At 34.3% G+C, this 22,389-nt stretch carries 20 protein-coding genes; 3 read left to right on the forward strand and 17 right to left on the reverse strand.

Translation table 11 applies throughout. From position 1 onward, the window contains the following. Positions 1-118 precede the first annotated feature (118 nt). Positions 119-943, reverse strand: coding sequence for a pur operon repressor (purR, locus tag EB239_RS01140; protein WP_003870444.1), 825 nt, complete (start codon positions 941-943; stop codon positions 119-121). A gap of 174 nt (positions 944-1,117) precedes the next feature. Here purR and murC point away from each other — a divergent pair, with 174 nt between their 5' ends. Continuing rightward, on the forward strand, positions 1,118-2,512 hold the full coding sequence (gene murC / locus EB239_RS01145) for a UDP-N-acetylmuramate--L-alanine ligase (RefSeq protein ID WP_003870445.1): 1,395 nt from the start codon (positions 1,118-1,120) through the stop codon (positions 2,510-2,512). 121 nt (positions 2,513-2,633) lie between these two features. Here murC and EB239_RS01150 read toward each other — a convergent pair whose 3' ends face one another. The 4 genes from EB239_RS01150 to EB239_RS01165 form a co-directional block, all read right to left on the reverse strand. Further along, complete coding sequence (locus EB239_RS01150; RefSeq protein WP_003870446.1) at positions 2,634-2,972, reverse strand: nucleotidyltransferase domain-containing protein; 339 nt, start codon at positions 2,970-2,972, stop codon at positions 2,634-2,636. 63 nt (positions 2,973-3,035) lie between these two features. Then, positions 3,036-4,049 (reverse strand): LacI family DNA-binding transcriptional regulator, encoded by a 1,014-nt coding sequence (locus EB239_RS01155; RefSeq protein WP_003870447.1) that lies wholly within the window; start codon positions 4,047-4,049, stop codon positions 3,036-3,038. Positions 4,050-4,154: 105 nt separating this feature from the next. Then, positions 4,155-5,063 (reverse strand): CPBP family intramembrane glutamic endopeptidase, encoded by a 909-nt coding sequence (locus tag EB239_RS01160; protein ID WP_003870448.1) that lies wholly within the window; start codon positions 5,061-5,063, stop codon positions 4,155-4,157. Between the two features lie 348 nt (positions 5,064-5,411). After that, a complete protein-coding gene (locus EB239_RS01165; protein ID WP_003870449.1) occupies positions 5,412-6,689 on the reverse strand; it encodes a transposase in 1,278 nt (425 codons plus the stop codon). A 199-nt stretch (positions 6,690-6,888) separates the two neighbouring features. Here EB239_RS01165 and EB239_RS01170 point away from each other — a divergent pair, with 199 nt between their 5' ends. Beyond that, positions 6,889-7,326 carry an Hsp20/alpha crystallin family protein gene (locus EB239_RS01170; RefSeq protein ID WP_003870450.1) on the forward strand — a complete coding sequence of 146 codons (438 nt, stop codon included), beginning with the start codon at positions 6,889-6,891 and terminating at the stop codon, positions 7,324-7,326. A 49-nt stretch (positions 7,327-7,375) separates the two neighbouring features. Here EB239_RS01170 and EB239_RS01175 read toward each other — a convergent pair whose 3' ends face one another. The 8 genes from EB239_RS01175 to EB239_RS01210 form a co-directional block, all read right to left on the reverse strand. Next, the gene (locus EB239_RS01175) at positions 7,376-7,744 is read right to left on the reverse strand and encodes a PIN domain-containing protein (RefSeq protein WP_003870451.1); all 369 of its coding nucleotides are present in this window, start codon (positions 7,742-7,744) and stop codon (positions 7,376-7,378) included. Next, on the reverse strand, positions 7,731-7,955 hold the full coding sequence (locus EB239_RS01180) for a hypothetical protein (protein ID WP_003870452.1): 225 nt from the start codon (positions 7,953-7,955) through the stop codon (positions 7,731-7,733). The genes EB239_RS01175 and EB239_RS01180 overlap by 14 nt, the downstream gene beginning before the upstream one ends. A gap of 165 nt (positions 7,956-8,120) precedes the next feature. Further along, a complete protein-coding gene (locus EB239_RS01185; RefSeq protein ID WP_003870453.1) occupies positions 8,121-9,479 on the reverse strand; it encodes a PTS fructose transporter subunit IIC in 1,359 nt (452 codons plus the stop codon). Positions 9,480-9,502: 23 nt separating this feature from the next. Then, on the reverse strand, positions 9,503-9,949 hold the full coding sequence (locus tag EB239_RS01190) for a PTS sugar transporter subunit IIA (RefSeq protein ID WP_042835514.1): 447 nt from the start codon (positions 9,947-9,949) through the stop codon (positions 9,503-9,505). A 5-nt stretch (positions 9,950-9,954) separates the two neighbouring features. Beyond that, positions 9,955-10,887 carry a 1-phosphofructokinase gene (pfkB, locus tag EB239_RS01195; RefSeq protein WP_003870455.1) on the reverse strand — a complete coding sequence of 311 codons (933 nt, stop codon included), beginning with the start codon at positions 10,885-10,887 and terminating at the stop codon, positions 9,955-9,957. After that, a complete protein-coding gene (locus tag EB239_RS01200; protein WP_003870456.1) occupies positions 10,853-11,683 on the reverse strand; it encodes a DeoR/GlpR family DNA-binding transcription regulator in 831 nt (276 codons plus the stop codon). Before EB239_RS01200 ends, pfkB begins: the two co-directional genes overlap by 35 nt. Positions 11,684-11,853: 170 nt before the next feature. Further along, positions 11,854-14,253: an S-layer homology domain-containing protein gene (locus EB239_RS01205; RefSeq protein ID WP_003870457.1), complete on the reverse strand. Its 2,400-nt coding sequence runs from the start codon at positions 14,251-14,253 to the stop codon at positions 11,854-11,856. A 213-nt stretch (positions 14,254-14,466) separates the two neighbouring features. Further along, the gene (locus tag EB239_RS01210; RefSeq protein WP_003870458.1) at positions 14,467-16,053 is read right to left on the reverse strand and encodes a DUF4127 family protein; all 1,587 of its coding nucleotides are present in this window, start codon (positions 16,051-16,053) and stop codon (positions 14,467-14,469) included. A gap of 257 nt (positions 16,054-16,310) precedes the next feature. Here EB239_RS01210 and EB239_RS01215 point away from each other — a divergent pair, with 257 nt between their 5' ends. Beyond that, positions 16,311-17,741, forward strand: coding sequence for an S-layer homology domain-containing protein (locus EB239_RS01215; protein ID WP_003870459.1), 1,431 nt, complete (start codon positions 16,311-16,313; stop codon positions 17,739-17,741). A gap of 22 nt (positions 17,742-17,763) precedes the next feature. On the opposite strand, the gene EB239_RS01220 is transcribed toward EB239_RS01215, so the two are convergent. The 4 genes from EB239_RS01220 to EB239_RS01235 form a co-directional block, all read right to left on the reverse strand. Then, positions 17,764-19,734, reverse strand: a complete 1,971-nt coding sequence (locus EB239_RS01220) for a stalk domain-containing protein (RefSeq protein WP_003870460.1) — start codon at positions 19,732-19,734, stop codon at positions 17,764-17,766. 79 nt (positions 19,735-19,813) lie between these two features. Continuing rightward, positions 19,814-20,227, reverse strand: a complete 414-nt coding sequence (locus EB239_RS01225; RefSeq protein ID WP_003870461.1) for a putative toxin-antitoxin system toxin component, PIN family — start codon at positions 20,225-20,227, stop codon at positions 19,814-19,816. Further along, complete coding sequence (locus EB239_RS01230; protein ID WP_003870462.1) at positions 20,215-20,496, reverse strand: type II toxin-antitoxin system Phd/YefM family antitoxin; 282 nt, start codon at positions 20,494-20,496, stop codon at positions 20,215-20,217. Before EB239_RS01230 ends, EB239_RS01225 begins: the two co-directional genes overlap by 13 nt. A 105-nt stretch (positions 20,497-20,601) precedes the next feature. Beyond that, complete coding sequence (locus tag EB239_RS01235) at positions 20,602-22,203, reverse strand: CTP synthase (RefSeq protein WP_003870463.1); 1,602 nt, start codon at positions 22,201-22,203, stop codon at positions 20,602-20,604. Positions 22,204-22,389: the final 186 nt, after the last annotated feature.

Below are 22,389 nucleotides of genomic sequence, written 5' to 3' on the forward strand. Positions count from 1 at the left end.
CCCAAAGTTTGCGTTTGTGGAACTGCTCTTACACTAATAAATATTCGCCATAAAATCAAAATTTCCTTCAGGAAAAACAAAAATTCCGAAAAATTTTTAAAAAAATTTTTTACTCTCTTTAACCCTTCAATATCCAGTCGCTTATTTCAATATCAATTATATTTTTCTCCTCCTCCATATTTTTTAACACAAAAACTGAAATGTAATTATCCACCAGCTTATTCTCCGGTTTTTCCGTCGAAATCATAACTCCTGCACCAACTACTTCAGCATCAAATTCCTCCATAAGTTCCATCATACCTCTAATCGTTCCGCCTGCTTTCATAAAGTCATCTATCAACAATACTCTAGAACCTTTTTGCAAAGACCTTCTAGCCAAAGACATAGAACGTATGTGTCTTTGAGACCCAGAAATATAATTAATAGATACAAAAGAACCTTCTGTAACTCTACTATCTTTTCTGATTATTACTAGTGGAACGTTAAGCGTCCTTGCGCACATCAAGGCAATAGGTATACCCTTGGTCTCCACAGTAACAATCGCGTCAACGTTTTTATCCAAAAAAGGAAACACTAAAATTTCACCAATTTTTGTTACAATATTGGGAGAATAAATCAAATCGGCAGTATACAGAAAACCTCCGGGAATTATTCTCGACGGGTCCTTTAATTTTTCCTTTATTTCTTGTACAAAAGGCAAATAACTTTTAATATTAGCTATAGGAATGTATTTTACTCCACCACCAGCCCCAGGTAATGTAATTAATTTACCAAAATTAAATTTTTCTATTACACTCTTTAAAATATCGATATCTTCCGAGGCAGTAGATTTAGCTATACCAAAAAAATTCATAAAATACTCCAAATTTATTAGTGTATTAGGATTTTCACTAAATATCTTAACGATTGCTGCCAATCGTTCATAACGTTTGTACTTATCCATAAAAAATAACCTCCGCACATACAAACTTTTATACCAAAATTATATTTAAAAGTTCACTTTTCTGCAACATGTGATATAATTTTTTTATAAATATAGTTGCTTTTGACAAGCTTTAATCATATTTTAACCATGAAAAGGCAATAATAACAATAGGAACTGAGAGGAGCGTAAACTATGGATATAAATCTTGAAAACTTTAAAAGAGTGCATTTTATAGGAATTGGCGGTATAAGTATGAGCGGTTTAGCTCATATACTTTTGAATAACGGCCATATAGTAACAGGTTCAGATATAAAAAATTCTCATATAATCGAAAGGTTAAGACAAGAAGGAGCAGTTATAACAATACCTCACAATGAAAACAGTGTCATAGGTGCTGATTTAGTAGTGTATACAGCTGCTATTCATGAAGATAATCCTGAATATCAAAAAGCTAAAGAATTAAATATACCTACTATAGATAGAGCTACCCTTTTAGGTCTCATTATGAAAAAATACAAATACGGCATTGCTGTTGCAGGAAGTCATGGAAAGACAACTACTACTTCTTTAATATCTGTAATACTCGATGGTATGGGATTTGACCCAACAGTTTTAGTAGGAGGAGAAGTAGATGTAATAGGAGGAAATGTGAGAGTTGGAAACAGTGAATATTTTCTCACAGAAGCTTGTGAATATACAGATAGTTTTCTAAAGTTTTATCCTTACATAGCTGTTATACTAAATGTCGATTCAGACCACTTAGATTACTTCAAAAATATTGACAACATAAAACAGTCTTTTAGGCAATTTGCTAATTTAGTTCCACCAGATGGATTTGTGGTAGCATGCAAAGATGATGCAAACACCATGTATGTTGTAAATGGGTTAAATAAAAACATTGTGACCTATGGTATTTACCAAGATAGTGATTGGAAAGCAAAAAACATAAGTTTTGATGACAAAGGCTGTGCAATTTTTGACGTTTATTATAAAGAGGAATATATGGGCAATTTTAAATTATCAATACCCGGAAAACACAATGTTTACAACGCCTTAGCTGCTTTGGCAGTAAGTCACCTTGTAGGAATTGACATAAAAAAAGCTTCTCATTATTTAACTGAATTCAAAGGCACTCATAGAAGATTCGAAATAAAAGGAATAGTTGACGGCATAACAATTGTGGATGACTATGCTCATCACCCTGCTGAAATTAAAGCAACTTTAGAAGCAGCAAAAAATTATCCTCATAAAAGAATTATTTGTATATTCCAGCCACATACTTACTCAAGAACTAAATCTTTGCTTAATGATTTTGCAGGGTCCTTTGACAATGCGGATAAAATAATAATAGCTGACATATACGCCGCAAGAGAAAAAGACACAGGAATTGTTTCTTCTAAAGATTTAGTGGAACTAATCTCTCAAAGAGGAAAGGATGTTTTGTACTTAAAAGACTTTGACTCTATAGTTGAGTATTTAAACAAAAATGCAAAAACAGGCGATTTAGTATTAACAGTTGGAGCAGGAAATATCTACGAAGTAGGAGAAATGTTTTTAAAAGGCCATAAAAAAACTGTAGAAGCATAGAATTTATTTAAAATGATTTCACCAATTATTTCTAGTAAGGTGAAATCATTTTTGTTTAATTTTACATATGTCAGCAGCTTTCAGGTCTTGTTCCGCTTTTTTAAACCAGTCCTGATAATACTTACTGTCTGTCATACAAAACAACTCCTTCTGAATTTATTACATAGGCAAAACTTTGCTTGCTTTTTATGTGTTTATTCCATTCTTCCGGTGTGTAAACTATTATATCTATTGGAATACTGTGTTCTATACCATATATCTCAGTTTTAATTTTTCTTTTATTTTCAGTATCAATAACAATACATAAATCTATATCGCTATCAAACTTCATTGTATTTGCAGCACACGAGCCGAATAAAATTATTTTTTCTGGATTAAACTGTCTAATGATCTGATTTTTTATTTTTTCTATTTCACTTTTATAAATTTCATCAATATATATTAACTTTAGTAGCTTCAATCATAAAAAAACACCTCTTTATAATTTTTTTAAAAGCAGACTCTAAACTTAGAAGTCTGCTTTTTATCTTGCAACACAAGATTTCCTCTCCACAAGCTTTACAGGTACAATGATGTGGTCTATGTCTACATCCTTTTGCTTTAACCTTGCAATCAAAAGTTCTGCAGACTTAATCCCCAAATCAAATGTAGAAATATCTATTGTCGTAAGGGGTGGGTTTGCAAAAGCTGACAAGGGAATGTTGTTAAACCCTACTATTGATATATCCTCAGGAACTCTATATCCTTTATCTATTGCAGCCCTTATAACACCAAATGCCATAACATCATCAGTAACCACAACTGCAGTAGGTTTTTCTCTTTCTAATATTCTCATCATCGCCCTGTATCCACCGTCTTCTGAAAACTCGTCTTGTTCCACCAACTCTCTCTTAAAAGGTATTCCATTTTCCTCAAGGGCAAGTTTATAACCATCTAACCTATCTAAACTCACTACATATTCCAATGAACCACTTATAAAAGCAATTTCTCTATGCCCATGTTTAATAAGGTAATTAGTAGCAAGCTTAGAAGCCCCTATATTGTCATTGTCAACCCAATATACACCTTTAGCATCAAGAGGCTTACCTATTACCACAAAAGGAAATTTTTCATCTCTTAACCAAGGTATAAGTTCATCGGTTGTACGGGAAGATAAAAGAATTATTCCATCTACTCGTTTGCCTTTTACCATATTTATAACCGCTTCTTTTTCCTCTTCTTGATTTCCAGATGTCGACAAAAGCAAATCATACTTTTCTCTATGGGCAACAACACTTATGCCCCTCATAACTTCTGGGAAAAAAGGATTTGAAAAAGCTTCTTCTGTGGAGCGAGGCATTATAAGTCCCAAAGTATTTGTCACCTTACTTGCAAGGCTTCTGGCAATGGCATTTGGATAATACCCCAATTCCTCCATCGCCTTCCAAACTCTTTCTTTTGTCTCTTTACTTATACGTGGATTATCAGCAATAACCCTCGATACAGTAGAAGGAGCAACATTTGCCCTCTTTGCCACATCTTTAATCGTTACATTCATGTATATCACCACCTTTAAAATGAAACCGATTGCATTTCTTCTATTTATTATTCTATCCTATTCTTTTATTTACGTCAACAGTTTTCATTTTCTTTTAAGCATTCTTTATATAACCCCAGCTATTTTTAATATCTGTTCAGTAATTCTATACAAAAATACTAACACTGATAAAAGTACAGGCCAATGCAAGAAAATATATAAGTCTTCTTTTAACTTTGTAGTACCGCGGATAACATATGGGTCAGTTACTTTCTTCAAATATCTTAATAGCACATACAAAAGAATAGCAGCAAATAATGCAAAAATCCCATAACCAATGACAACAATAAATGGAATATCTACCTGTTGTAATGGAGTTACTTTTCCTAAGTTTTGTTGTGCTATAAAATAGGATAACAATACAGAAATAGTGTTATTTGTAAAATGGCCTATCATTCCTCCATATATGGAATTAGTTCTATACACCACATATCCCAATAAACTACCGAGAAAAAGTATACCTAAAAAATTTTGCACATTTAAATGAAGCATTGCAAAGAATATAGCGGTTATAAAAATACTCTTTATAGAACCTCTCATTTCAAAACTTCTCATAACAAGTCCTCGCATAAATATTTCTTCACAGCAGGCAGCTACAGCTCCAAATATTAGAATTTGCATAAAAAGTTCTTGTGTATTGGAAGCTGCAGGTATTGGCATAACCGGAATTTTACCTAATTTAGATAGAAAGTAATTTGTTAAAAGTGCAAAAAAACCTGATACTATCCAACCTAAAGCAGCTATTATTATCACTAAAAAAGCTTGATCACCCTTTATAGGATTTAACCTTAAAACATATTTTACATCATATCTTTTAAAAAGAAGGTAAAGAATAACAGGCAGTAAAACAAGAAAAAATTCTGTGATTAGTATACCTATATATAAAGAAGCCTTTTGCACCAAATATCCCACTGTTATGAGAAGTAACATGACAAAAAAGTACAACTTACTTACATCTTTTTCATCTGGTCGCATTTAATCACTTCCTTTTTTACATCGTCAATTTCACCCTTATAGATTTTAACATAAAAAGAATAAAAAAGTAAGAATTAAATGTGAGGATTTTGTGAAACCTAATAATTGAAAATTTCAATCAATGTGATATAATAAATAATAGAATAGGGATGTGCAAAATTAATAAAAATAATCACGAACAAAAGCCAAAATATGTATGACATACAATATATAGTAATTAGGACTGACAATCGAACATAAAGAAAGTGGTAAAGGAAAAGAAAAGACAAAAAGAGGAGCTAAAAAAGGGCATAAATATCCTGTAGAAGTCAAATGTTAAAAAGTGGCATGAACCAAATTCAGCAAAAGTTAAGCCGATTGCATCAGACCAACAAGGGACTTAAACTCATCAAATTTACCCAGTTTAATAGCTACAATAGCGACAGTAAGCAAAGTAATATGGCCAAAAGTATTAAGGTTGCTGACAGAATTAATATTTCTGACATAAGCTTTTTCAAAATCCAGAGCTTTAAAGCGGGAATTATATCTTTCTGATTCAATCCTCAATTTATAGACAGCCTTAAAATATAGGGAGTCTCTATTAATAGAGGACCTATAATCAGAAGATATAATAGCATACTTAGTACAGCCTCTATGCTTTTTGCCATTAAAATATTTAGGATGCTTTATAGGGCAGGCAGAATCATCCTTAGAATTACAGAACTTGCAAACAAATTTTTGCTTAATAAAACCATCAAAATATTGCTTGCCATCTTTAAGCATTTTAATACCCGCTTCACAGACCATATAACCATCATCAGTCAGAGGGGGATTTTTAGAATTACGCTTGTTAAGAGGAATAAAGCAATGACCGTGGAGAATATTTCTAACATAATTATAAAGTTTCTTAACATCATAGCCTTTATCAGCAATAAAATTAACATACTTAAGGTTAAACCACTTATTAGTCTTTTCAAGTAAAGACAAAGCAACTTCAAAATCAGGGACATCAGCGGGAGTAGTAGTTTCAGCGATAGGTAATCCAGAGATAGCATCAACAATAATATGATTTTTATAGCCCCAATAAAACTTATAACGTTTATTAGAAGAATCATTAGAAGCAGAATAAACGCCTAATTTACAATCCTTATCAGACTTAGGCTGATTATCTTTAGAGAATTTATTTTTAGAAAAAGACTTAGGGTTATTTAACCTAGTGTTAGTTTTAATAGGGGTAGAGTCCATGGAAATAAACTCACCAGAGATAATGCCCATATTTTTGAGGATATTGACTTGATTTTGAAAGATAGTGGTTAAATAATCATGAGAGAACTCATTAATAAAACGGCGGAAAGTCCAATAAGAAGGAAGAGGTTTAAGGATGTTAAAGCCACAAAGATGAGCAATGATAAGATTATTGTGGAGATAATCTAAAAGGTCAGAAATTGTACCGAATCTTTCAGCTTGCATAACAATAAAAGCTCTAAACATTGCATGATGAGAGTAACCCTTACGGCCAGGACTAGAGGAAGGGAATTCAGGTATTGAAGACAAGTCTAGATTTTTAAGCATAGAAGAATAGAAATCAATTTTAGACTGGGAAGTAAAGAGTTCAGGTATATTTAAAAGTAATTGAAGCTGGTACATGTAGGATTTCCTCCTCCTTAAAAAATATTTTCATGCTGTATATATAATAAAATAATTCGACAAATGGGAGGGGAAATCCTACATAAAAGATAAAAAATTCAAGAGTGATAGAAAAAAAGCATGTCTGTGGAATGGCTTAAATGAAGGCTTTTGAATTTTGCACAAGTCTAAATAATAGAAAAATATGGAGGTGATGTAAATGAGCCTTATGAGGCGAGGACGCGACTGGTGGGATTGGCCCTTTGATTTCAATATTAGAAATTTGCCAAGCATTTTTGATGTGAATTTCCCATCTATTTCAGGTCTATTTTCTCGGCCAAGAGTGGACATCACCGAATCTGAAACAGAAATAGTGGCAACAGCTGAACTACCCGGCGTTGACAAAAAAGACATTGAAATAAATGTTTATGACAATATATTGGAAATAAAAGGGCAAACCACAGTAGACGAAGAAAGAGAAGATAAAAATTATTACATGAGAGAAAGATATTACGGAAGTTTTGCCAGAAGAATAGAACTACCAGCAGAAGTAGACCCTGAAAGAACTACTGCTAAATTTGAAAACGGCATTCTAAAAATCACAATGCCAAAATTACATCCAAGTAAGCCAAAGGGAAGGCGAATTAATATTGAATAAAAATTAAGGGGTAAGTTCCGGTTTACCCCTTAATTTTTTCACGTTTGCTTTATTCGTTTAGTAATTTTTGTAGCTGTTTATCGAAAGTATAAACTTCATAATTTTTTACTTTATGATAAGCATAAAGTAGCGTGTCCACAAAATCTAATTTCCTTTTGCTATAAAGCTTTAATGCTTCTTCTATTACTTCAAAATCATCAACTTTTAAATTTTCATACTCAATAAGTTCTCTCAAAGTGTCGCTTATCTCATCATTCTTTACTTTATATACTTTTTCAAGCACATATACAATTTCAGCTATTACTTCAGTTGGAACAAACACTTCATAGTTTTCCAATATCTCCGCAGCTTTTTCCGCTAATTCTTCTGTATCATTTAAAAGATACCTTAAAATTATATTTGCATCAACTATTTTCATACTTTTCCACCACCGTATTTGCCCAAGCTTCATCTTCCTTTTCTTGAAACTCCTCATTTTTATATCTTGCCAACGCTCCCCGTACTATTTTCTTTTTTTGCTCCTCATATGGCAATATGATTATTTCAACTTTTTTGCCTTTTAGCTCTTTTGGAATATCTATTACATTAGCCAAGATATCACTATTTGCAACTTTCCTAACAAATTTCACGATTTCTCACCCCTTTCAACTCAAGTAAAATCTTTATTTAAATATATTATACCATGTAATCTGACATCGCCATACTGGCACCTGCGAATAATTATAATTTTCATCGGTACCTAAACTATCTTTCAAATAAAAAATTAGGGGCAAGCTCTTGCTTACCCCAATTTTTTATTCAACTTTCTTTTTAAGCACTGCTATCATAAGAGCAGTAACTACTGTACCAACTGCTATTACTCCAATATAAAGAAGAGGATTTGACACAGCTATCGGTATTACAAATATTCCTCCATGAGGAGCTCGAAGTTCTAAGTGGAAAAGCATTGAAAGAGCACCTGTCACAGCAGAGCCCACCATTATAGAAGGTATTACCCTGAAGGGATCTGCTGCTGCAAATGGTATAGCACCTTCTGTTATAAAGGAGGCACCTAAAACCCATGCAGCCTTACCTGCTTCTATCTCTTCCTTTGTAAATCTATTCTTGAAAAGAACAGTTGCAAGTGCAAGGCCAAGAGGAGGTGTCATACCAGCTGCCATGACCGCTGCCATTGGAGCAAAAACATTTGATGCTAAAAGACCTGTTGCAAAAGTATAAGCTGTCTTGTTTACAGGACCACCCATATCAAAAGCCATCATAAGTCCTAATATCGCTCCAAAAATCACTGCATTTGTAGAACTCATACCTTTGAGCCAGGCAGTCAAAGATGTCATTATGGCTTTCATTGGAGAACCAATTACATATATCATTAAAAGTCCAACTATCAAAGTTGATAATACTGGCAATATGAGTATTGGCATTAAACCTTCTAATGTTTTAGGAAGCTTTATTGATTTTTTTAGATAAGCTACTGTATATCCTGCCAAAAATCCTGAAATGATACCGCCTAAAAATCCTGCTCCAGTGGATACTGCCAGCATACCGCCTACCATACCGGGAACAAGACCAGGCCTATCTGCTATAGAAAATGCTATATAGCCTGACAAAATCGGCACCATCAATGCAAAAGCTGAACCACCGCCAATTTTCATCAAAGCCCAAGGAAGAGTTCCTTCTACCTCAAAGGCTTTATATCCCCAGAAAAAGGAAAGTGCAATTAAAATACCACCTGCAACTACAAAAGGTATCATGTAGGAAACACCTGTCATAAGGTGTTTGTAGGCACCTGTCCTTTGCGCTGACCTTTCTTTATGAATTTCTTCTACTTTTTCTACATAATCTTTTGGTTTTTCCATCTTAAGAGCCTTTTCAATAAGCCCTTTTGCATCCTTTATAGCCTCTTCAACTGGTACCTCAAGTACAGGTTTACCGGCAAATCTTGATCTATCAACTTTTGTCGCAGCTGCTATTATGACAGCATCAGCAGCTTTTATATCTTCTTCAGTAAGCTGGTTTTCTGCACCTATTGACCCTTGAGTCTCTACCTTTATGTCTACTCCCATTTCTTTGGCTGCCATCTGAAGATTTTCCGCCGCCATATATGTATGAGCAATACCTGTAGGGCAGGCTGTAACAGCAACTACCTTTTTCATAATTAATCCCCTCTCTTAAAAATTTACTTATTAAAAGCATTTATGACTTCCTCAGGTGTCAAAGCTTTTTCTAACTCTTCTCTCACCTCCTTATGCATTAAAGACCTTGAAAGCTCAGCCAAAACTTTAAGGTGCAGCTCATCAGAGTTGTCTGGCACAGCAATTAAGAAAAATAAATGGGCAGGTTTGCCATCCATTGAGTTATAGTCTATTCCTTGGCGAGACTTTCCAAATACTATTGCTGGCTTTTTCACAAGACTGCTTTTGCCATGAGGTATTGCAACCCCATAACCTATACCTGTAGAAAACTCCTCTTCTCTTTTTTTCACCACTTCTAAAAAGCCTTCTTCATCATCTACAACTTCATTTTCTTTTAAAACACTCACTAACTCTTCCAACACTCCATTTTTGTCCTTTGCCTTTAGGTCAAAAACCATCATTTTTTCGTTCAATACATCTTTTATTTCCATTTCCCTCACCTTTCTATCCTCTCTATTTCAATCTTATCCTTTAATATATTTACCTCCTCAAGAGTGCCTGCTCTTGTGCCTTCTTTCATGACAACGGAGGTAGATAAAGCTGCTGCTATTTTTATTGTCTCCTCAATCGGAAGTCCTTTGTATATTCCATGGGCAAAGCCTGCAACAAAGGCATCTCCTGCCCCAACTGTCCCTTTTACTTCAACTTTTACTGGCATTACCCTATATATCCCTTCCTTTGTTATCACAACACTGCCGCGGCCTCCCATAGAAATCGCAACTATTTCTATGCCTGAATCCTTCAGCTTTTTCCCTTCTTCAATAACCTCTTCTAAACTTTCAAGCTTTTTGCCTACTGCATCTTCTAACTCCTGCACATTAGGTTTTATCATGTAAGGCTTTTCTTCTATGCCGTATAAAAGCGCTTCTTTGTCAGCATCAAGAATTATTTTTAAATCACCGCTTTTTACTTCTCTAATTATGTCTTTGTAAAAAGTCTTTGGCACTCCTTGTGGTAAACTTCCTGAAAGCACAAGCACTTTTGACTCTTTAGCATATTTACATATACTTTTTTTAAGTAGCTCTATTTCTTCTTCGCTTACATGAGGGCCATATTCATTCAAATCAGTAACTTCCATCCTTGAAATATCAGAAATCTTTATATTTGTCCTCGTCTCATTTTTTATTTTCACAAAGTCAGTTTTTATGCCTTCATCTTCCAAAGAATCGATTATATATTTAGCATTAGGTCCTATAAATCCGAGAGCAATAACATCGTCTCCAAAATTTTTAAGGTTTTTAGCGACATTTATACCTTTTCCCCCAGCGTCTACTCTTGATCGAATTACCCTATTTACATAACCAAGTTTCAAATCCTCAACAATTATTGTCCTGTCAATTGCTGGATTCGCCGTTACCGTCGTTATCATTATTTTCATCCTTTCCAAAGCTTACTATATCTATATTTGCCTGTTCATATTTTCTCACTATCTCATAATCAATTTCATCATCTGTTATTATTGCCGTAATGTCCTTTATATCTGCAAATTTAACAAAAGATTTTTTCCCAAATTTAGTGTGGTCTGCTACTATATAAACTTCACTTGCCACATCACACATGGCCTTTTTTGTATTGGCCTCAATTAAGTCTGGAGTCATAAGCCCATCCTCAAAAGATATAGCATTTGTGCCTATAAAAGCCTTATCCACTTTAAACTGTCTTATCACCATTTCAGCAATAGGACCAACTAAAGCCTTAGTCCTCCACCTCTGTATACCCCCTGTCACAATAAGCTCAATATCCTCGTGTTTTGAAAGTTCTATAGCAATAAGAGGTGAATTTGTGACAACAGTAAGTTTCATATTTTTTAGATTTCGCGCTATCTCAAGAGTAGTCGTACCAGCATCTAAAATTATAGAATCTCCTTCTTCTATCATTGAAGCAGCAATTTTACCTATCTTCCTTTTTGCCTCAAGTTCTACATCTTCTTTTTCAAAAAATGCAGGCTCATAATGAGTGCCAGCATTCAATATCGCACCACCGTGAGTCCTCTGTATGAAACCCTTTTCCTCCAGTACATGCAAATCTCTTCTTATTGTAGATTCAGAAACATTAAAGAGTTTGCTAAGCTCAGAAACACTGATACTTTTATCCTTACTTATAATTTCCGCAATCTTTAAGCGTCTCTCCTCACCAAACATTCTATCAGATATACTCATATTCATTCACATCCATTCAATATTATCCCGCTCAAATGTGATTGATTTTGCTCAATTTTGATTATATATTATCATTTTGGTTTTGTCAATAGGCAAAAAAATAAAACAGGCAATGCCTGTTTGAGAGAAAATAAAAGAGTCCCCCAAGGAGGAGGACTCATTATGGTTGTTTGATGTTATTTTATGACTATTACTGCTATTCTACCTGTTGAATCCTTGTACAGGTCAACTGTAGTACCCGCTGCAAGATCGCCAAGTTGTGCTAATACATAGTTACCGCTGCTGTCTTTTGTTACAACTGTCACATTTGGACTTAATGCAAAGGTGCCTTTGTCAGTTGTAATGCCATATACATTGTAGCTATTAACTTTGGCATCTTGTACATCAGCAGAGGCTTTAGACGCAAAGCTGACAATAACATTATTGCTGTCAAGACCTATAGCAGCCGCTCCTGTAGAAGGTGTAGGTGTCAAGTTAACTTTTGTTGTGTATGTTTGCTCTGAACCATTCACTAATACATTTAGCTTGTACTGAGTATTACCACTGCCAAGGTCTATTGTTGTCACTCCTGTTACATATCCGTATACTGTTGATGATACGCTTTGCTCAGCTGTTAAGCTGCTTTCATTGAGGTATATAGCTTTAACATAGCCATATTGATCAGCAACTAACTGCTTTACATTTAATGTATCTTTTGTTATGTCTGACAATTTAACTGTTGAGTAGCTATCATCAGTAGAATTGTAATTAAATATTACAGTATTGTTTGTCATATAGTAAGTTGTTCCACTTACTGTTAAGACATGTGTATCTTTATTGTAAGCAGCAGAAGCATTAATTGCTACTACATTGTCAGTATCGGCTGTCTTCGGACTATTGATAGCTGTAACAACATTGTTTGAATCAATTGAGTAAGTTATTATGTCATTTGTTCCATAGGTAGTGCTTGTAACAGTTGTGGAATATACATTTACTTTTCCATCAGCAGTTAATAGTTTTACTTTGCCGTTATTCCATACGTCGTTCGCATTAAATGCAAGCAATACTGCATAATTTGCTGTAGCTTGTTTGCCTATAAATCCAACGATATTGCCATCTTTGTCAAGAACAAAAGTACCTTCTTGACCAACTGTAGCTTTTGCACCACTTGCATTACCGTTAATGTATTGAGCTACTGTATAATCTTTATCGCCGATTGTTGCGGTTGTTGTACTTCCATCATATGCAACTTTTGTTATCTTTCCTTCTACTTTGTTTCTTACAACAAGAAGTGTAACTTTCGAACCGTCTATTGTTGAAGCATAGTATACAACATCACCAGCTTTAATATCTGTCAAGCTAGTAACTGATCCAATAACCACAACAGTCTTTACCGGATCTCCAGCTATTCTATAGCTGCTATTATAAACATTGTTAACATTGAGGAACTTGTCAGTTGATTTTACATCAGCTGTAACAACAACAGAAGCTTTGTAAGCACCTGTAATAACCGCATAATCATATTTACCGTCGTTATTTGTATCTGTCAATGCTACATTCGCACCATCATATACTTTAGTTGCTACCTGATCCAATGTTGTTTTTCCACCGTTATAAATTACAGTTACATTAGCAGGAGTATCAATATCTACAACTTTACTTCCATCATTATATACACTATTTGATACTACGTTAAAGCTCTTTGCTGTAAATGTTTTGTCTGTAGATACTACATCAACTGATACAGGGTCTCCACCTTTTATTGAATAAACATCTACAACTTTACCAAGGTATTTGTTAAAATCAACAGTACCAGCATTTATAGTTGTGGCAGCTTTAAATGTAATTACGCCATCTGAATTTACATCTTTGATTCCTTGAACCAAAACTTTACCTTGGGCAACATTGCTGTCAACGTCAGGGGTTGCAACTACAAGATATCTTGTAACATCTGCAACTTTTGATATAAGTTTGTTTCCTAATACAGGATTACCATTTGTATCATAGGATGTTACTATTTGCTGATCTAATGCTTTATCCATTATTAAAGCCAGGTCTCCACGAGTTACAACATCATTGTAAGCACGATTTAAACCTGCTGTCAATCCAAGATCTTGGGCCTTTGCAACAACGCCATATGGCCATGAGAGATTCTTATAGCCAAGGGCATTGAGCATGAAGCCAAGAGCTTGTGCATATGTTACTTTTCCTTCTGGGTCAAACATGCCATTGCCTACACCATGTGTAAGGCCAAGTTTAGCTGCTAAGTTGATGTCACCAACTGCCCAATAATTCTTTGAAACATCTTTGAAGGCTGGTGTATCATTCTTAGCCATTTCAGCTAAATTTCTGTAGCCAGATAATCTGTTTACGAAAACAGTCATCATGGCTCTTGTAACTGGCTGATCTACGCCATATGTGCCGTCTGTATTACCATTTGTAATGTTTAGAGCATACAGACGAGCCACTGCTGATGCATAAGGTGCATCATCTTTCACATCGGTGAACGGTGTCGTTGCAGCAAAACCTACTGCCATCGCGCTGAACACCAATGCGAATGTAAGAACCACTGCTATTAACTTTTTGAGGTTCTTCATACAGTCAATCCTCCTCCTTGTATTTGTATTTTAATTTTTATATTTTTTGTTTTGAAAGGCATAATGCCTTTCAAAAATTTTTTACCTATGTAAGTACATTTTAGAGCATGTAGTATGTTTTGGATAAACAACCTGATTATATTATAGCATCAGGTATTTAATGAGTCAATAAATGTTACCAATTTGTAATATTTCTGTAATATTAATTTAACATTACGAACCCTGTTGTAATATTATTTTAGGTAAAACTTCTATTTCAAACATTCTGTTCCAAGGGTATCTCACTTTCACTTCTATGTCTTTTATGCCAACAGAACTATTTCCCGCCTTTACTAGTTCTCCAATATATTTTCCCTTTATTGTATTAATAAGGGGCTTCATCTTTATTGAAAGTTCTTCATCTGCAGTTTTTTTGTCTATGTTATCTTTTGCCATGTGGTTTGACTCTGCCCATTTGTACATTTTATTTCTTACATCAGCTTGATAGGCAAAGTCGTCCGCATAACGTATAAAGGAGAAAGCTATAAAACTTTTTATAGCATCTTCTTCTTTGTAAGAAGGAAGTATGCTTTTGTCAAGGACCATTTTTAAAGACATTTCAGATATAACTGTCCCTATTGCGTTGCTGGGAGTATTCCAGCCCGCATAGAGAAAGCTTAAGGGATTTAAGTCAAAGAGCAGGTCGATTAATTTTTTATCCGCCATATTAACATATGCAACATCTGCTATTCCGAAAATTTGTCCTTTATTTTTATATTTTTGTATGTCGTTTTTTATTCCTAAATTTTCATGTGTATGGACATACAATATACATTCGCCACTTGAATCGGTTTTTCCTCCTATAAAATTAATTTTTTCTTCCACAATTTTCTTAAGGTCTGCTCCTTCATAAGGCAAAATAACTTTATCAGGGTCTTTTACGTCATAAACGACATTAAAACGAGGAATTTGCTTGTAGTACTCATTTGCAAGCCTTGCCGTTATCTCCATGCCAATTTCATCAGCGCCATGGAGTACGTATACTTTATTCGATATTTGCTGTGTTTTCGCATATTGGTTAAGTTTTCGCGCTACCATATTTGACATGCTAAACTTCTGTGTGTCGTCAATGCCTATTACTAATGTTTTTATATATCCTTCTTTTGTCCAATCAATGAGCTTTTCATTTATTTCTTTATTTAACTCAAAAAGTTCAGTGTACTTAGTAAGCACATCAGGTGGTATGCTTTTTTTTATTTTTTCAAGCCTGGCTTTATCCTTTTCTTGATTAAAAAGGTCAACTTTATCAGTTAACTCTGAAAATTCTTTTAGTTTGTCACTGTATTTTACATACTGGTAGTCGGAAAATTGTGTAGGCGTAAGGCGAGGTATTATCGAAAATATGATTATATTTTTGTTTTCATTCTCTGTCAAAAATTTATAAAGGAGCGAAAGTCTTTCTTCATAATCTTTATAGTTTTTGATATCACGGGATGCTATAAGGCCTCCATTCAAATACTGTTGCAGTGATATTACAACAGCATAAACGTTACTTCTAGGAATAACCTCATTAAGCCATTCATTAAGCCCTTCAAAGTTTCCCGGCTTTGTGTAGTCATCAAGTACATTTTGTGGAGGCAAAATCAAGTTTTTCCCCCACATATTTGTCAGAAGGCTTACATTTTGGGTATTTACAGGCCGGCTGTCAAGAGGAATAAAAATTATGTCTTCTTTTGGCATTGTAAATTTTTCATTGTAAGTAGAAGCTGGCAAGGAAAATATACATAAAGTCAGTACAAACCACAAAGCTTTTTTAAACATATCCTTCTCCTGCTTGTCTTTTTGTATAAATTATACCATAACAAAAGGGAATTTTCATTTTATTATTAATCTTTTTTTGGGCTTCGGGATTCTTCTAAGTGCTTCATACTCCTTATAATTACATAAAAAGAAAACTTGGCTCAGAATTACAAATATTTCTTTTATAAAAAATTTAATGTTTTGTTAACTTTTTTGTAACATATTTGTGATAATTATGTGATATATTTATGATAAATTTGTGTGAGAGGTTGGAAAACATGAGCAAAAAAGCGTTAATCATCCTTACAATCATGGTAACAATTGTACTTGCTGTATCAATTCCAGTGCTACATTCAAAGGCACAATCTAAAAAGCCATTTGTGCCTGTTTTAATGTACCATCACCTTCAAAAAGAAGGTACATTTGATTCTAAAAAGTATGGTGGTGTGATAATCGACCCAGAAAGATTTGAAAAGCAAATGCTTTACCTTAAAGCGGCAGGATATCACACTATAACTTTAGAACAGCTCAGAGATTTTGTACTGTACAACAAGCCTTTGCCACCAAAACCTATTGTAATAACTTTTGATGACGGATATTTAAGCAATTACACGTATGCATATCCTATACTTAAAAAATTAGGAATGAAAGCTGAAATAAATATTATAGTAAGTTATGTGCCAGATGAAGTAAACAAGCAAAAACCCGAAGTTGTTATACCGCATTTTACGTGGCAACAAGCAAAAGAAATGGCAGACAGCGGAATAATAGAGATTGAGAGTCACACATATGACCTCCACGGTTACAGGTCAAATGATTTTAAGAAAATCCCAATGGTAATGGGACCTGTAATCATTGATGGACATCTTGAAACAATGGAACAGTATAAAGAAAGGCTTTATCTAGATTTCTTGCGCTCACGAGAAATAATTAAAGAAAAAATAGGTAAAGCGCCTATATGTTTAGCATATCCTTTTGGTTCGGGAAATAAAATAAGCGACGAGATAGCAAAAAAAGTAGGTTTTGAAATGGCATTTGGCATTAAAGAAGGAGTAAATTATTATGGCGATAATATTATGAAGTTAAAACGAATTACTGTGAGGGATTCCGATACAGGTCAAGACATTGTTGAAAAAATAAACAAGTTAAGTAGGGATACAGGGTTTATTCCTTTTTGGGATATTAAAAATATGTGGTCTGAAAAGAATATACTTAGTTCGGTAATAAAAGGGATTTTTGCAGGATATGAAGACGGATCTTTTAGGCCAAACAAAATTATATCTAGAGCAGAATTCGCTTCTTTGATAGATAGAGCATTTTTAAAAGATAAACCGGTATTGCAGCAAGAAATTTCCTTCAAAGATGTTTCTCAAAATGCATGGTACTATAAACCTATTGCAAATATAGTAAATAATGGAATTATGAAAGGATACGAGGATAACACTTTTAAACCTCATAATCCCATAACGCGAGAAGAAGCCATTAGCGTTCTTATGAAATTTTATGAGCCAAAAGAGAATATTGATTTTATTTTTGATCCTGCAGACAAAAATGACATTTCATCATGGGCATATGATTTCATTAAAAAAGCTTATGAGAATAATTTAATAGCTGGTACAAATAAAGATGGTAAAATATACATTTATCCTAAAAAGCCTTTGACACGAGAAGAAGCAGCAGTACTATTAGATAAAATAGTGAAGGAGTAGCGAAAAAGCCACTCCTTCATTTTTAATAATTAGCAAATACGTCTTTTAATTCATCATTTAGTGTATTCCAAGTATATATTGAATATCCAACTGCATCTTTTGAAGCATCAAGAGCTCCCTTTAATTCATCTACAGATGGAAGTCCATAGCCATCATCATAACCGTGCAAAATAACTTCTATGTTGACGTTGTTTCCTGCTAAAAATTGTACTTTTTTAATGGAATCAGATACAAAATTTTTTGCATCATCATAGGTGTAGTTTGCGCTTGATACGTGCCAGTAGTCCATTAAAGCAATTGCATCAAAATACTTTGCCATTGTAGCATAAGGGTAGTTGGGCCTGTATTGGGGCGGATAAGTGATCGCGATAAAAGGCATTTCTGCAGGTAAATTTTTTAAAGTTTGTGTTGCATAGTCTTCTACCATCTTTGAAGCTGTAACTGGATCTTTTTGAGGCAATTCTTCAATATCTGCAGCAATCCCATCTACGCGATAACCACTTGTGGTAACATAGTTGGCAACTTGCGCCGTCAAAGATGCATCATATGTGGTGTCTTTCAAGTCTGTGTACAGCCATGCTATGACCTTTATTCCAGCTCTATGTGCAGCAGGAAGCAAGTCATCCAGCCATTTTTTCCATTTGTCTGGAAATCCCGCTTTTGATGTAGCAACTTCAAGGTAAATATGAGTTACTCTGGCATTTACAAAGCGGCTTAAATCATTTGTAGTAGGCATCGTAGAATATATACTGTACCATACTCCTTTTCCTGCATAGGGTAAAGACGTAAGAGCTTGGCCGATATTTCCTCTTGAAGATTGACTGCCACCAGCTGTCAGCGTCCTTCTATCGGAAAGATTATCAGAAGTATCACTCGTTATTTGATTAGGATTGTTATATGCAATTGTAAGCCATCCTGCAATCCAGCCTACTACTCCATTTTGAAGTTTGACTTTATACCAATCGCCTGATTTGTCAATTACACTTAATATGTCCCCGTTATTGACCTGCGTTATAATGTCATACTGTGTACCTGGGCCTGTCCGTATATTTACTACATCAGCGTTTACCATTAAAGAGGAAGGTAGAGTTGTAATAATCGGTTGTATGTTAATTATCAATTTGCCATCCTGTTGCGCTACGGAATACTCAGCATCACTGCTCAAGGTAATAATTACTCTCACCGTGTTAGGAGTAAGCTGTGTCGGAATAACACCTTTTACAACTTTATCATCAAGGGCAAATCCATATACTCCATTTTTTAAAACTGCATTGTTTAGATCTACAAAAATTGCGTCCTTATTTGGCGATTTTGAAATGTTATAGTTAGAATCTTGAGTTAAAATAATTACACTTCTTGCATCATTCATATTAGTAAATCCTATACTATCTACAGTATACGGTTTGACAGAGGTATCTTGTGTATTTTGATTTGTGGAAGTATTGTTTAAATTAGATTGGGAAGTCTTGGTAGTATTTGAAATTTGATCACTCAATTTTGCAGAAGCAATTTGCGTGTCTGTCCCTGTTTTACTGTCTATATACACAGTGTTTGTATTTTCGTCCCAATTGACGTTATTTTTGAAAGCTTCACTTATAAATCGCAATGGGACATATGTATAGCCATAGTTTACAAGTTTAACAGATGAGTCAAGTTTTACAGGCTTATCATTTACATAGGCAGTGTCTTTGTAAAAATAGAGGACGATTTTATCTCCATCGTAAGTAATCCACACTTTAGTGCTGTCATAACCTATTTGCGCCCCCATTTTTTCTGAAATAAACCTTACTGGCACAAATACATGATTGTCAATCATGAGGGGCTTCATATTCGGATTTTGTTTTACCCCGTCTATGATGATATTTATAGATGGGTAATTGTAGGAGATGTTTTTTCCGTCGATGTTATAAGTTTCAGCCGCATATGCAAATGTTCCACTGTAAATTAGAAAAATTAATAAAAAAATAAACAGATACTTTCCCTTTCTTCCCATCGGTCCCCTCCTCTTTTGTTTTTTATAACTTTTGAGTTTTATTTTATTACATTTATATTACAGGTATATTTCAGAGCGATTACAATATGGTTACAAATCCTTCTGCTTTTACTATTTTAATATTTTTATACTCTTTAAGTTGAAGCAAATGATTGTCACCTGTGACTATGAAGTCACAACTTCCTTCTAAAGCACACTCTAAGAAAATATTATCTTTTGGGTCTTCTTTTATAACCTCTATTTTTTGTTTTGGATATACAAATAAAACCCAATCAAAAGATAAAAGCCTATTTAGCAAGTCAAGTCTTTTCTCAATAGTGCCAAAAACAGCAAACTTATCTCGTGTCAACACATCAGCATATTCTTCCACAATTTCTTTACTTACTACCGGGTTAAATTTATTTAAGACCCAGTAATCAATAACTTTTGCAGGATAGCTTTTTTTGCTAATAAAAGCTGAAATTAAAACATTAGTATCAATTACTGCCCGCATTTTCGTGCTTCCTCTATCTCTTTTTGTACGTCTTCTTCAGATAAGCCTGCTGTTTCGGCTTTACTTCTAAATTCGTTTAAAATTTGCATAATCTCTAATTGTTTTGCCTTCTTTTCAAGTTCTTTTAATTGATTGTACATAGAATAACTTATTATAACTCCTTTGGGTTCAGATCGAGAAGAAACTATTATCACATCGCCTTTTTCTACTTTTTCTAAATATTCACCCAATTTGGGCCTTAATTTGTCTACTCCAATGACTTCTTCCATTTGTTTTCACCTCCAGATTAATTTTAAAATTAATTTCTAGATATATTATAGCTTTTTTGTTCATAACTATCAAGTAAAATTTAAGGGCTGGATATTCACCAGCCCTTATTCCTTGTCTTTTAACATTGCTCCTATAAAATCTCTAAACAATGGATGAGGTTTTAAAGGTCTTGACTTGAATTCTGGGTGGAATTGGGATGCCACAAAATAAGGATGGTCTTTTAATTCTATCATTTCAACCAACCTCTCATCAGGAGAAAGACCTGAAAGCACAAGGCCTTTTGAGGTTAAAAGCTCCCGATATTGGTTATTGAATTCGTACCTATGTCTATGTCTTTCATAAATTAATTCGTCTTTATAGGCTTCATAAGCTTTTGTTCCTTCAATTACTTTACAAGGATACACTCCCAATCTCATTGTGCCGCCTTTTTCATCTATGTCTTTTTGTTCAGGCATGAGGTCTATTACAGGATGGGAAGTATCCGGGTCAAACTCTGTAGAATTAGCTCCTTTTAGTCCTGCTACATTTCTCGCAAATTCTATTACAGCACACTGCATCCCAAGGCACAATCCAAGGTAAGGAATTTTGTTCTCCCTTGCATACTGGATAGCCCTTATTTTGCCTTCAATGCCTCTATCACCAAATCCTCCCGGCACTAATATACCGTCTGCTCCCTTTAAAAGTTTTTCCACTGTCTCATCATTTACATGCTCAGCATTTACCCATCTTATATTTACAGCAGCTCTATGATAAACTCCCGCATGTTTTAATGCTTCTACAACGCTTATATAAGCATCGTGTAAGTCAACGTATTTTCCCACCAAAGCTACTTCTACCTGTCTTGTGGGGTTCTTTTCTCTTTCCACGTATTCTCTCCACTCTTTTAAATCCGATTGGCCAAGGGGCAAATTTAATCTTCTTAGCACATATTCATCTACTTTTTGCTTTTCGAATTCCAATGGTACTTCATAAATTGATTCTACATCTCTATTCTCTATCACCGCTTCTACATCTACATTGCAAAAAAGAGCGATTTTTTCTTTTAAGTCCTGCGTTAGAGAAAGTTCTGTTCTGCATACAATCATATCCGGTTGAATACCTATTGACCTTAATTCTTTAACGCTATGTTGAGTAGGTTTTGTTTTTAATTCCCCTGTATTACCAAGATGAGGTACTAATGTGACGTGGATAAACATAACATTGTCTTTACCTTGTTCAATTGCTACTTGTCTTATAGCTTCAAGGAAAGGAAGGCTTTCTATGTCTCCTACTGTTCCGCCAATTTCTGTTATTACTACGTCCACATTTTTTTCTTTTGCAACTCTGTATACTCTTTCTTTAATTTCGTTCGTTATGTGAGGTATCACTTGCACTGTGGCACCAAGATAATCCCCTTTTCTCTCTTTTGTGATGACAGACCAATACACTTTACCTGCAGTTACATTGCTATTTTTGGTAAGGTTAATGTCTATAAACCTCTCATAATGGCCAAGGTCTAAGTCTGTCTCCGCCCCATCTTCTGTAACAAAAACTTCACCATGTTGGTATGGACTCATTGTGCCGGGATCTACGTTTATATAAGGGTCAAATTTTTGAATAGCAACTGATATGCCGCGACTTTTTAAAAGCCTTCCCAATGATGCAGCAGTTATGCCTTTACCAAGAGAGGATACAACTCCTCCTGTTACAAAAATATATTTCGCCATTATCTCACCTCTTAAGTGTATTATCGTTTTTTATGATTAATTTTTAATGGTTTATAACCCATAAAAAAATCTCTATTTTGGAAAAATAGAGACTCGTATCCCTTTAAGTTTAAATAAATTTTTTGATTTTTTACAATACCGCCAGTACATAAAAAAGCACCTCGTGAAAATAAATACTTATTTATT

This window comes from Thermoanaerobacter ethanolicus JW 200 (assembly GCF_003722315.1).
Classification (GTDB): domain Bacteria; phylum Bacillota; class Thermoanaerobacteria; order Thermoanaerobacterales; family Thermoanaerobacteraceae; genus Thermoanaerobacter; species Thermoanaerobacter ethanolicus.